Here is a 12,423-nt window from a genome sequence, read left to right as displayed (position 1 = left end):
TGAGAAATCATGACGGATATGACGTGGTTACAATCAACTTCGATAAATTTAATATCCATCTTGATCGTTCTCACATTTGTAGGCTCTGTCATTCAAGGGTTTTTCCGGGGAGGGTCAGGTTCAGCCAAACATCTTCTGTCTATGCTTGTGGAGGCGGTAATCGTCATCTTGTCCATGTTTATCGCGTGGAAAGGGGTTCAGTGGGTATCTCCAGTGATCCAAACCTGGTTGAAGGGGCAGAATTTGCAAATTCCAACCGTTGAAATAAGCATGCTTAAACAAGCCTATTATACGGCCATGACGAGTATCCGCGATTTTCCGCTGCTGCGTTTCGGTGTATTATTTTTACTTGGCTATATGATTGTGAAGCAATTGCTGAACCTACTGATCAATCCTTTGTTAGGAAGTTGGTTGGCAAATCGAGATCCTTACAGGGAGCGCAGCAATTCTTTTATTAGTTCTGTCTCGGGTGGAGTCATTGGTTCTGTCGCAGGACTCGCTAGGGCGCTCATTCTTATTGCTGTGCTTTTCATTTATGTAACGTTATTCCCGCACTCTTTGATTACACCTTACATTGAATCGTCACAAATGTATCAGAAAGGTGCAAAAGAAGTCATTTCACCCTTTACAGGTGACTTCATTGCCGACAAAGTGCCCGTGTTCACTCGTGCAGTCGAGCAGGAATTTACGAATATCCTGCAGCGGAAGTACGAAGTTCTAGACGCGAAAATTCCAGGCAACATTGCTGATACCGCCAAAGAAGTAACCGCCAGCGGGAAGACGGATGAAGAGAAGGCCAAGCTGTTGTATAAATGGGTAGGCAGCCGCATCAAATATGATTGGAATAAGGTAACTCTGTATGAAGAGAAACGAATCTGGAAGGAACAGACGCCGGAGGATACCTTCAACACCCGCGAAGGAGTTTGTATAGACTACTCCAGGCTATATGCACAGATGGCCAGATCCATCGGCCTTGATGTGAAAGTTGTAACGGGACTGGGCTATGACGGGCAGGGCAGCTACGGGCCTCACGCTTGGAATGAGGTTTACCTGAAAGAGTCGGATCGCTGGGTACCGCTGGATTCCACCTGGGTGGCAAGCGGAGGCAACTGGTTCAATCCGCCTAACTTCGATCAAACTCATGTTAAGGACGCTTAGAAGAGTAAGAAGCCTTTCCTTTGGAAATCGAAGGAAGGCTTTTTTATGTTATGGCAGCCATACCTACTAGGAAAATGATGGGTAGTTCCGGTGGGTTTTCTCATATGATGATTAAATGTGGTACACTTATTAAGATAGGATTGTTTATAAAAACGAGGGAGATTGTATGCGGAAACCACTTCAGGAATATAAGATGATTTACTTAGATGCTGGGGACACTTTACTTACGATTCCAGCAGCTCAGACGATATTGAAACAGTACTTACAATTGCGATCTGTGGATCGTGATGAAGCTCATATTAGTGAACTATTTACGGAAGCTTTTCGTCTTTTTTATTATGTGAATAAGCAGGACAATTTCGTGGTTTGCAGTCCAGAGTCAGATCGTGAGTTCTGGGTTAATCTATATAAATATGTGCTTCATAAATTGGGCATTCATGAGGAGTGGACAGAGGAAGAGATTTATGCCTGCTGCCACGAGCTCTACGACATTTACACGGCACCCGAGTATTATGAATTGTTTGATGATGTTAAGCCATTCTTAGAGGGTTTGAAGGCCCGAGGTTTTCGAATAGGGATTATCAGCAATTTTGCTCCTACCTTGAAAGCCATTTTGGAGGATAAGGGGATTTTGAATGATTTCGACCCTGTCATTGTTTCAACAGAAGTAGGTTTAGAGAAGCCAGATCCGGCGATTTTCCAGCTTGCATTGGATAGGGCGGGGTTAGAGGCGAAGGATATACTTTATATAGGCGACCATGAAACGAATGATATTTGGGCGCCAAATCAAGTCGGTATCGATGCTGTGCGAATTATCCGTTATTCCTATCATACAGGAGAGGGTATTCATTCCCTACTTGAGCTGTTCCATGAACAAGCCATAGCATAAGAAAGGATCTGAGAAGTGATGAAGTCATCCATTATGGATGATCCGAAGAAAAAAGAAATTACCAAAAAGCGGCACTTTTCGTTTCGGATCAATATATTTTTCTTTATAACCTTTTTATTATTTTCGATCTTAATCGTGCGATTGGCTATCTTACAATTCGTTCAAGCCAAAGATCTTAAAGCGGCAGAAAATACGAATACGAATCAGACCACGAGTATCGCTCCCATTCGAGGCAATATCTATGACTCTACAAAATCTCCTCTGGCATATACAATCCCTGTTCAGTCCTTGTTTTTCCGTATTGAACCAGGTCAACAAAACAAAGATGAAGTAATTGCGCTTGCTCAGCGGCTAAAGGTTGATGTTTTTGATAAATATGCCAAACCGAATTCAGTCAGCCCTACTCCGGAAGAGATCGTTCTAGCGATGGATTTAGGTTACGACATTAACAAAAACAAGGTAAAAGACCCAAGTTACTATTGGGTACCGCGACGGATTAAGGCTGATTTATCCAAAGGGGAAATGGCCTATTTACTTGAGCACCGAGATGAATTTAAATGGCTAGAAGTGACGGAGGAGAGTATCCGTACTTATGAAATGGACGATGACAACAAGACCACGATAGCCACGCATCTGGTTGGATATTTGAAATCATTTTCTACACAAACGGCCAAAGATATTTATAAAGACAGCCCAAATAGCGAAGAATACCTGAACTCAGAAAATGTAGGATTTGACGGCATTGAACGCATGTATCAGGATGAGCTGCGCGGTAAAAATGGGAGTAGAAAATATCCCGTCAACGCGGCTATGAAGATTATCGGAAGAGCCGAAGTGACAGCACCTGTCAAAGGGAATAATCTCTATCTTTCGATTAATAAAGATATTCAGAAGGCAACAGAGAGAATGTTGGAGGATCATATCAAATATTTACGCAGCCCGACTCATGCCAATGATCTGTATATGAAAACAGGGATGAAGGCCACCTCTGGTTTTGCCGTTGCGATGGAAGTGGATACGGGGCGCGTCGTCACTATGGCCAACTATCCGGATTACGATGCTAATGCTTGGACCGGAGGAATTTCGCCGGATATTTACAAAGAAATTGGTACTTATATTTCCAATGGCTCCATCATGACAGCTAAGTCCAAATATCCAGATGAGAAAGAGAATGCGAAGCATCCGTCTTCCATTGTTTTTATGGGTTCTACCATTAAGCCTTTGTCGGTATTAATTGGACTTAAGGAAAAATTATTCGGCGCTTATGAGAACTATTACGATTCTGGATCGTTTAGTTTTGGTAAGGGAGGGTCCAGTACCATCACAAATTCGGGTAAAGCCGCTTACGGATATATTGATGCTGCTGGGGCTATTGAACATTCTTCTAACACGTTTATGTCCGAGAAAGTGGGCATTCCCTTCTATTTGAAATATGGAGGAGAATCACCAAAGGTCACAGCGAAATGGGCCGAATACTTGGCGAAATTTGGTATGGGGGTAAAGACAGGAAGCGGTCTCCCAGGTGAGTTCGCAGGTTCCAATGATTTTATTAAAAATGCCCAAAAAGACAGTTACCAATCTGCCATGGTCTACGCTTCATGGGGACAAAATGAAAAAACGACTACGCTGCAGCTCGCTCAATATACAGCAACATTGGCTAGTCGCGGGAAGCGCATGAAGCCACTCTTTGTAGATGAAATTCAAGATTACCAAGGTAAATTAGTTAAAAAAATTGAGCCAGAGGTTATTGAGGATTTTTCCTCTGAATTTGCTAAAGAAGATTGGAATGTCATTATTCATGGGATGAAAAGCGGTGCCGAAGGCATTGATGAATTACCTTTTAATGTAGCACGCAAAACAGGTACATCGACGCAAGCTGTATCGGGAGGCTCGGTAGAAAACGCAGTGTTTATCGCATTCGCTCCTGTGGAGAACCCGAAGCTAGCGGTAGCTGTTGTTGTGCCAGAAGGCGGATTCGGACGCTACGGGGCATCCCCGATCGCAGCCAAAATCTTTCAGGCTTATGATGCGGCGAACGATGGCATTCTGACGAAGCTCGGCGGCGGGAAAAGGCCGTGGTAATAGGACTGAAAAATAGCCTGCAAAGGCTGGATAAAAAGTTCCCATAGATCTACAAGCTGAAGGAAGGTAACTATGCTTATCAATTTGTTCTTAATTGCAATACTTATCCTACTTACCGCTTTTTTTGTCGCTACTGAATTCGCTATTATTCGAATTCGCCCCAGTAGAGTGGATCAAATGGTATTGGAAGGTAAGAAAAATGCCCTTGCTGTACAAACAGTTACTTCTAATTTAGATGGGTACTTGTCTGCTTGTCAGCTTGGCATCACGATTACGGCCTTGGGACTTGGTTGGCTGGGTGAACCAACAGTGGAAAAGCTTCTCAACCCATTGTTCCATGTGATAGGAGTAGGTGAAAGCTTATCCCATATCTTGTCATTTACTATCGCGTTTCTATCCATTACGTATCTCCATGTTGTACTCGGTGAACTAGCGCCAAAAACGTTAGCCATCCAAATGGCAGAAGCCATTTCTTTATTAACAGCCCCAATCATTATTTTATTTTATAAAATCATGTATCCTTTCATTTGGCTGTTGAATGGGTCGGCGAACAAGCTGGTAAAGATTTTTGGCATCAAGTCTGCAAATGAGCATGAAGAAGCACACTCGGAAGAAGAGATTCGTATTATTTTATCGGATAGTTATCAGAGTGGTAAAATAAATAAGACCGAGTTTCGTTATGTGAATCGAGTCTTCTCGTTTGATGAACTGTTGTCTCGCGAAATTATGGTGCCGCGTACGGATATGATTTGCCTTTATGCGAATAAATCACTGGAAGAAAATATGGGGATTATTACGAAAGAACAATATACTCGCTTTCCAGTTGCTAAAGAAAACAAAGATGATATTATTGGCTTCGTCAACACCAAGCAGTTTTTCTTGAGTTACATTAGTAACCCGGACTTTAATTTTAAATCCTTGCTTCAACCGATGATGACCGTTCCGGAAGTCATGCCAGTTAAAGCTCTTCTTAAGAAAATGCAGCAGGAAAATGTTCATATCTCGCTGCTTTTGGATGAGTACGGGGGAACTTCAGGGCTTATAACGATTGAGGATATTCTGGAGGAAATTGTCGGTGAAATTCGTGATGAATTTGATAAAGATGAAAAGAAAGAAATAGAGACTTTAGGAGAAAATCATTATGTAGTGGAAGGTACTGTCCTGTTGAATGAGGTCAATCAGGTATTAGGAACCGACATTATTGATGAGCATGTCGATTCGATCGGCGGTTGGTTATATGGCAAACAACCGGAGCTGCAGATAGGTGAAGAGTGGTATTACGGTTCATTGACATTCATTGTACGTGAAAGAGACGCCAATCGGATCCGTAAAATTGAAATTATAAAACAGTAATCGCTAATAGTGATTATGAAAGGGGATCTGCGGAAGCAGGTCCTTTTTCTATGCCTATTCAAGCTGTACACAAGTGCAGGAACCGTTTCGCATCCATGAGCATATCCTAATGTAGGGGAAAGAACATTTTTCACTCTAAAAGTTGCACAAGGTAAACTTTTATGCACAGAGGAAAGGTGGAGGCACGTATGAAAAAAACCAGGTTAACAGCTTCATTAAAGCGACTTCTGATTTCCATCATTTTTCTATAGGATACAGCGCTTTCACGTACTTTCATCGCATTTCCAGAATGACGGACAGATATGGTATACTAATATATCGGTTGTCGAATAGAAAGATTGATGAATGGTACGGAGGAGTGAGTTTCACCATGTGTGGTATTACGGGTGTGATGTATTTTGAAGATAGAGAACCAAACATTGCAATGTTGCAGCAAATGACAGATGTTATTGTTCATCGGGGTCCGAATGATTCCGGTTTTTGGACGGATAATCGGATTGGTCTTGGCTTTCGCCGCTTGTCTGTTATTGACCTAAAAGAAGGGCATCAGCCATTGGCCAATGAGGATGATTCTGTGTGGATCATTTTCAATGGGGAAATTTATAATTATAAAGCCCTGCGCAGTATGCTGCAGGAGCGTGGGCATCAATTCCGCACGCAAAGCGATACGGAGGTTATCGTTCACCTCTATGAGGAGTATGGAGAGGAATGCGTCAAGTACATGCGCGGCATGTTTGGCTTCGTTATTTGGGACAAGAAAAAGAAGCAGCTGTTCGGAGCGAGAGACCACTTCGGCATTAAGCCGTTTTACTATCATGTCAATGACCGCCAGTTCTTGTTCGGCTCCGAAATTAAGAGCCTGCTGGCTGCGGACGGCATGAACCGGTTGATCCACACGGACAGCTTGCTGAACTATCTAACTTTTCAATATGTGCCTGAGCCTAACACCATGTTCCATGGCATACAAAAGCTTCCCCCAGGGCATACGGTCAAAATAACGTTTGACGGAGAAATGTCGATACATAAGTATTGGGATCCCATGTTTGAGCCGGAGGATCGTCCGTTTGACTATTACGTGGAGCAAATTCGGGAAACATTGAATGATTCGGTCAAGCTCCACATGGTTAGTGATGTGGATCGCGGCTGCTTCTTGTCGAGCGGGATTGACTCGACTGCGATTGCCACACATATGCGGAATATCGAACCGATCCGCACGTTCTCCGTTGGCTTCGAGGGCGCCAACAATGAAACGCCGATTGCCGCCCAAACGGCTGCGACACTCGGCACAGAGCATTACGACAAAATCATCACGCAGGATGATTTCTTCGGCACGATGCCGAAGGCGATCTGGCACCAGGACGAGCCTGTCGCCGATCCTTCGGCCATTGCTCTTTATCACGTGGCGAAGCTTGCGCGCGAGCACGTGACGGTTGTGCTGTCCGGCGAAGGCGCGGACGAGCTGTTCGGCGGTTACCGCATTTATCGCGAGCCGCAATCCTTGCGCGCGATCGACCAGCTGCCGACATCGGTGAAGCGCATGCTGAACCGCTTTGCCCGGATGCTGCCAAGCAGCGTGAAGGGCCGCAACTACTTGCTGCGCGGCACGACACCGCTTGAGGAGCGTTTCCTCGGCAATGCCAAGATTTTCTCCGAGGATATGAAAGCGGAGGTGCTGCGTCTTGATAATGAGATGCTGCGCGCCTATAAGAATCCTGTGCAAATTGCTGGCGATTATTACAGCAAGACGACGCATCTTGATCCTGTGAGCCGGATGCAGTATATCGACATGAATCTATGGATGCCTGGCGATATTCTGATGAAAGCCGACAAGATGACGATGGCACACTCACTCGAGCTGCGTGTTCCTTTCCTCGATAAGGAACTGTTCGAAGTGGCACGCCGCATTCCGGCGAAGTACCGAATCGCAAATGGAACGACGAAATACATTTTCCGCAAGGCAATGGAAGGTATCATCCCTGATCCCATCCTGAACCGTCCGAAGCTTGGTTTCCCAGTGCCGCTGCGCGATTGGATGAAAGGCTCGATGGGCGATATGGTTTTGGAGCAAATTAAGTCCAGCGGGATTGAAGATTATATTAACATCAACGCTGTAGAGCGCATGCTGCATAAGCATCGTAACGGTCAGGGCGACTATGCTCGCCGCATTTGGACCATTTATATATTTGCCCTCTGGCATGTAACATTCATGGAAGAACTGCCTAAGAAAGTGCTCGCTGCTTACTAGGTCTACTAATGACGTAGAGACAGGAGATGGGAACACGTGGGATCTTATAAATTAATCGCCCTCGATATGGATGGTACCTTGCTGGACGATGATAAAAAAATATCCGTTGAAAACCGAGAAGCGATTCAGGAAGCAACTAAAGCGGGTAAGATCGTTATTATGTCTACAGGACGCGGAGCTGCTAGCGCAATGCCTTATATTCAGGAGTTAGGGCTTACCTCACCTCTCGTTGTGGTCAATGGCGGTGAAGTGTGGGAGTCTCCGTCCAAATTACTGAAGAGGACCCTGCTTCCTGCTGAGACGGTACGTAATTTGCATAGATTAGCTCAAACATATGATTGTTGGTGGTGGGCTTATTCGGTGCAAGGCATGTTCAATCGCGAGAGTGAAGCCATGGACATTGACAGTCAAGAATGGCTAAAGTTCGGTTATTTCACCGAAAATATGGAGAAACTGCAGCAAATCCGGGACATTGTAGAGGGATGGGGAACACTTGAAATAACGAATTCACATCCTTCTAATATTGAACTTAACCCTTTAGGCATTAATAAAGCGAGCGGTGTAGAGACGGTCTGTCAGCTTCTAGGTATTAGCATGTCAGAAGTCATTGCGATGGGAGATAGTGAGAACGACATTGCGATGATTCGTGAAGTGGGTCTTGGCGTAGCTATGGGCAATGCACAGGATGAAGTGAAGCGTATTGCGGATATTACAACTGTTACCAACAATGAACATGCCATTGCTAAAGTGATTCGTACTTATATGCTGTAAAAGTAATAATGATAATCTGCTAGGATTGGAGGAGATGCGATCTATGATCACCTTAGGCTGGACATTAGTTATCCTATTATTTGTAGTGGGCATGATCGGCGCAGTTTATCCAGTGCTGCCCGGTGTGCTAGCGATTTATGGAGCTTTCTTCATCTATGGTTGGTTGATCAGCTTTGAGCCGTTCGGATTCGGGTTCTGGCTTATCCAATCCTTGATTGTCGTTATCATTATGGTGGCTGATTACGCAGTAGGTGCGCTGGGGGTAAAGAAGTTTGGAGGCTCTAAGGCGGCTATCATCGGTAGTACCATTGGTCTTATCATTGGGCCTTTTGTTATTCCAGCTTTCGGTTTGCTTATTGGCCCCTTCTTAGGCGCAGTGATTGGTGAAATCATCATCGGTACGTCGTGGAAAAAAGCGATAAGTGCCGGTGTCGGCTCTGTACTGGGGTTCTTTGCAAGCAGTGCGGTGAAAATTGCGCTCCAGCTGGCCATGATTATTATCTTTTTTATCTGGGTTTTCTAATGGAATGAATACTGTAAGAGAGTAGGAACGGACTTGACGAAGGAAACCAAAGATTCTCTAGTAAAAGGGACGCTCATTCTCACCGTGGCCGCGCTAATAGCGCGGTTTCTCGGCGTTTTCCAGCGAATTCCGCTGGTACATTTGCTTCATGAGGAAGGAATGGGCAGTTATTCTATTGCTTTTAATCTATACTCGATTTTACTTGTTGTAGCAACAGCCGGTATCCCAAGCGCACTAAGTAAAATGGTGTCCGAGAAATATGCGATCGGAAGACCTGCAGAAGCGCAGCGGATTTATCGCGCGGCAATTTGGTTTGCAATCGTAGCTGGAGTCGTGATGACGGCGATTCTATATGTCTTTGCACCGATCTATGCCGAACAAATTTCACATGGCGGACCAGATGCGACACTTGCTACTCGCGCTATCGCGCCGGCCATGCTGTTCTTCCCGCTTATTGCTATTATGAGGGGCTATTTTCAAGGCAGGCAAAACATGATGCCTAACGGGATTTCACAGGTTGTGGAACAAGTATTCAGGCTTGTAACTTCAATCGGACTCGCATTTATTTTATTGAACATTAGCTTAGGTTGGGGAGTTGCGGGCGCATCTTTCGGAGGAGTCATGGGAGGGATTGCGGCGCTTGCCGTTATGCTTTACTATGCCTTGAAGCTGAAGCGTAGAGATGCGCAGTCCAACATAGCGGCCGAACAGATAGCTGCGGGAAGCACGCAATCGCCAATAACACAGGCACCGGCACGTTATAGCGAAATCTATCGCAGCTTATTGAAGCTGTCGATTCCGATCGTTATTTTCTCAGTGACCGTTACACTTGTGTATGCGATCGATACTTCAATTATTATCCCGCTCTTAGAAGGGACGATTGGCAGAAGCGAAGCGCTTGGGCTTGTTGGTATTATAGGAGGGCGTGCCCAGTCCTTGGCGGGGATTCCGATTATTTTGGCCATCGCGCTTAGTCAATCTGTCGTTCCCATCATCTCAGCGGCTTATTCCCGCAAAGATTTGAAACAGGTTGGTCACCAGACAACTAGGGTGCTTCAACTGTCGATTCTTTCCGGGTTACCGGCTGTATTGGTAATCGCTATTGCTGCACGTCCATTAGACTTCTTTATGTTCGGGCATGAGGATACCGCATTTGGCATGAGCCACGGACCTTATATGATTTCACTGCTCACATTAGGAGCTATGTTCCAAATTGTGATGCAAACATCAGGCGCTGTCCTGATGGGCATGGGCCGGATGAAACCGCTGATGACGCACGTTGCCGTTGGTATAGCGGTCAAGCTCGCTGGGAGCTTCTTACTTGCGCAGTGGTTTGGCATCTATGGAATCATCGGCTCAACAGGTCTTTGTTTTATTGTCACGTCTTGGCTCAATTTACGCTCGCTTCGTAAAGAAGTCGACTTTACGATCCTCGGACGTCGTTTCATCGGATTACTGTTATCCATTGTTGTCATCGTCATCCTTGGTCTAGGGGCAGAATGGCTTACACATACGTATGTGCATCCAACTCCCTGGTATCGACTAAATGAAGGAATAAATGCTGTACTTGTTTGTGGCTTCTCGGCAGCCCTGTATCCATTGATTCTGATGGTAACACGTGTCGTAACGAAGGACGATGTGAAAAACTTTCCATCGCCCGTGCAAAAGCTAATCGGCAAAGTAAGTCGTCTTCTCAAACGTTCGTAGCATTGCCAAGCTGAGTCACCGTATCACTTTCTTAATGGCTTGTGCGGCTACAATGCCTAATTCAATCTTGCTTAAACCAAAGTACACTTCTTTCGTTAAATCATAGGGAATCGGTATAGGAATAGAGTGCATATGCACCATTGGCTTCTTCACATTCGTAAACCAGTCACCTGGCTCTACGGGGGCCAAGCTCCTGTCAGGCCATACGGATGTAAGTGTAGGACTATAAAACGGCTGTGTCCCTTTCTTGAGGGCGCTGCCATCCAGCCTCTCCTGATATTTCTTATCGGGAGGGGTTTTTCTTATTTGGGCAAACAGGTGAGGCCAGTAATCAGAACGTGATCCTGTGTGTGGAGTTGTGGCCGCAAATCTAAGCACCCCTTGAAGTACATCTGGTGCTCCGAAAAGTATCGCATACAAGCTCTTTCCGAATTCGATGCGTTCTGTTAAGCTAGCGAAATTCTCAAGGATAAGTCCAGCTAGATGCGGCTGTGGTCCTTGCGTTTCGTTAGAAGCGGGAAAAAAGGGAAAACCGATTTGATTCAATTGCAGCCAAGCTTGTGTTTTGAACAAAGGCGTATTCAACACAGTTTGCTGAATCAGTTTATTCTTTACGATTCGTTTTTCAATGTAGTTTTGCTCATTAACAATAAGTGATATCGTTAGCGCGGCCGATTCCCGATGCGTCCAGAAATCGCTCCAGACGGGGGCCATCCAGGACGAAATGTCCAGATGAGGCAGGAGATGAAATAAACTCATCTTTCGTTTCTTGCTTTCGTGGTAGAGCAGTAGTTGAGGATAAGCATCTTGAAAAATAAGACCGTTCGCTCGTTCCAGAAAAGCAAATAGATGCTGGGCCAATTCATTGCTAATCAAATGTGGCAGCAGCTCCCCGCGGAGATCGGTCATGCACCAACCCCCGTTGCGTGAAACCATATGGGCAAGCAGTGCCCAATGAAGCTCCGGATGATCCTGATAACATGACCAATACGCGTTAGTTCGTGTCACATTGTTTCGGTTTTCCCACTGGGTTTTTTCCCTGATTCGGTGCACAATCTCCTTTTCAGATGTGGATAGAGGAGAACTTACGACACCGCTTTGCAGCAGAGCTATTTGATGTTTTAAGCCATTTTCCAGCCTTCCAATGAATGCTGTTGTGACAGGAATAGCCTCCAAGGGGTCACCAATTTTAGGGGAGGAATCCAAAAGCAGCGATGCTTGCTGTTTGAACAACTGTGCGACCGCGTTCGGGAGTCCTCTCATTTTGTTTAGAACAGCTTTCATGTTCTTACCACTTGGTTTGACTGTTCCTCCCAACACCAATTACCTCCCGACCTTCACCGAATCCTTACCTCTAGTGTTTGCTTATTCATTTACAGGTATGTGGGAACGGGGCCAAATATGGCTATGGCTTACATTCATTTGTTGAATAGCCGGCAAGTCGATACCTAGAAACTTATAAAGAAAAAACCTTGCGAGTGTTAATCGCAAGGTCATAATAATCACTCATCTGTCTTATCCGTAACGGCTTGTTCTGATCCGGGTTTAGTCACACGTCCGGTTCGATGAAGCGCTTCACGCAGCAAATACTCGATATGACCGTTAACACTGCGGAATTCATCCTCCGCCCAACGCTCCAAAGCCTCGTACAGCTTAGGATCAAGTCGGAGCGGGAAATTTTTCTTAGGAGCCATA

The 12,423-nt window shown here is 45.2% G+C and carries 10 protein-coding genes; 8 read left to right on the top strand and 2 right to left on the bottom strand.

Features of this window, described 5'->3' with window-relative positions:
* The first annotated feature begins 9 nt into the window (after window positions 1-9).
* The 8 genes from G519_RS0111460 (at window position 10) to G519_RS0111425 (ending at window position 10,728) form a co-directional block, all read left to right on the top strand.
* A complete protein-coding gene (locus tag G519_RS0111460; protein WP_029194797.1) occupies window positions 10-1,158 on the top strand; it encodes a transglutaminase domain-containing protein in 1,149 nt (382 codons plus the stop codon).
* 166 nt (window positions 1,159-1,324) lie between these two features.
* On the top strand, window positions 1,325-2,047 hold the full coding sequence (locus tag G519_RS0111455) for an HAD-IA family hydrolase (protein ID WP_029194796.1): 723 nt from the start codon (window positions 1,325-1,327) through the stop codon (window positions 2,045-2,047).
* Between the two features lie 18 nt (window positions 2,048-2,065).
* Window positions 2,066-4,129 carry a peptidoglycan D,D-transpeptidase FtsI family protein gene (locus G519_RS42725; RefSeq protein ID WP_051253333.1) on the top strand — a complete coding sequence of 688 codons (2,064 nt, stop codon included), beginning with the start codon at window positions 2,066-2,068 and terminating at the stop codon, window positions 4,127-4,129.
* Window positions 4,130-4,201: 72 nt separating this feature from the next.
* Entirely contained in the window at window positions 4,202-5,482 is a 1,281-nt protein-coding gene (locus tag G519_RS42720; protein ID WP_036632707.1) for a hemolysin family protein, read from the top strand.
* Window positions 5,483-5,852: 370 nt separating this feature from the next.
* Window positions 5,853-7,727, top strand: a complete 1,875-nt coding sequence (gene asnB / locus G519_RS0111440) for an asparagine synthase (glutamine-hydrolyzing) (protein ID WP_029194795.1) — start codon at window positions 5,853-5,855, stop codon at window positions 7,725-7,727.
* A gap of 36 nt (window positions 7,728-7,763) precedes the next feature.
* Window positions 7,764-8,498 carry a Cof-type HAD-IIB family hydrolase gene (locus G519_RS0111435; protein WP_029194794.1) on the top strand — a complete coding sequence of 245 codons (735 nt, stop codon included), beginning with the start codon at window positions 7,764-7,766 and terminating at the stop codon, window positions 8,496-8,498.
* Between the two features lie 43 nt (window positions 8,499-8,541).
* The gene (locus G519_RS0111430) at window positions 8,542-9,021 is read left to right on the top strand and encodes a DUF456 domain-containing protein (protein ID WP_029194793.1); all 480 of its coding nucleotides are present in this window, start codon (window positions 8,542-8,544) and stop codon (window positions 9,019-9,021) included.
* Between the two features lie 33 nt (window positions 9,022-9,054).
* A complete protein-coding gene (locus tag G519_RS0111425; RefSeq protein ID WP_029194792.1) occupies window positions 9,055-10,728 on the top strand; it encodes a putative polysaccharide biosynthesis protein in 1,674 nt (557 codons plus the stop codon).
* 15 nt (window positions 10,729-10,743) lie between these two features.
* On the opposite strand, the gene G519_RS0111420 is transcribed toward G519_RS0111425, so the two are convergent.
* Together G519_RS0111420 and G519_RS0111415 are read right to left on the bottom strand one after the other, a co-directional pair.
* Complete coding sequence (locus G519_RS0111420) at window positions 10,744-12,045, bottom strand: DUF2515 family protein (protein WP_029194791.1); 1,302 nt, start codon at window positions 12,043-12,045, stop codon at window positions 10,744-10,746.
* A gap of 185 nt (window positions 12,046-12,230) precedes the next feature.
* On the bottom strand, window positions 12,231-12,422 hold the full coding sequence (locus G519_RS0111415; RefSeq protein ID WP_029194790.1) for a type II toxin-antitoxin system antitoxin: 192 nt from the start codon (window positions 12,420-12,422) through the stop codon (window positions 12,231-12,233).
* Between the last annotated feature and the right edge of the window lies 1 nt (window position 12,423).

Origin of the sequence: Paenibacillus alginolyticus DSM 5050 = NBRC 15375, from assembly GCF_000422905.1 — a bacterium.
Lineage (GTDB): Bacteria > Bacillota > Bacilli > Paenibacillales > NBRC-103111 > Paenibacillus_E > Paenibacillus_E alginolyticus.
This window is presented reverse-complemented; position numbering and strand designations above follow the sequence as displayed.

Excerpts from the sequence above, each read along its gene's own strand:
- G519_RS0111460 (WP_029194797.1), top strand. The coding sequence starts at position 10 with ATGACGGATATGACGTGGTTACAATCAACTTCGATAAATTTAATATCC.
- G519_RS0111455 (WP_029194796.1), top strand. The coding sequence starts at position 1,325 with ATGCGGAAACCACTTCAGGAATATAAGATGATTTACTTAGATGCTGGG.
- G519_RS42725 (WP_051253333.1), top strand. The coding sequence starts at position 2,066 with ATGAAGTCATCCATTATGGATGATCCGAAGAAAAAAGAAATTACCAAA.
- G519_RS42720 (WP_036632707.1), top strand. The coding sequence starts at position 4,202 with ATGCTTATCAATTTGTTCTTAATTGCAATACTTATCCTACTTACCGCT.
- asnB (WP_029194795.1), top strand. The coding sequence starts at position 5,853 with ATGTGTGGTATTACGGGTGTGATGTATTTTGAAGATAGAGAACCAAAC.
- G519_RS0111430 (WP_029194793.1), top strand. The coding sequence starts at position 8,542 with ATGATCACCTTAGGCTGGACATTAGTTATCCTATTATTTGTAGTGGGC.
- G519_RS0111415 (WP_029194790.1), bottom strand. The coding sequence starts at position 12,422 with ATGGCTCCTAAGAAAAATTTCCCGCTCCGACTTGATCCTAAGCTGTAC.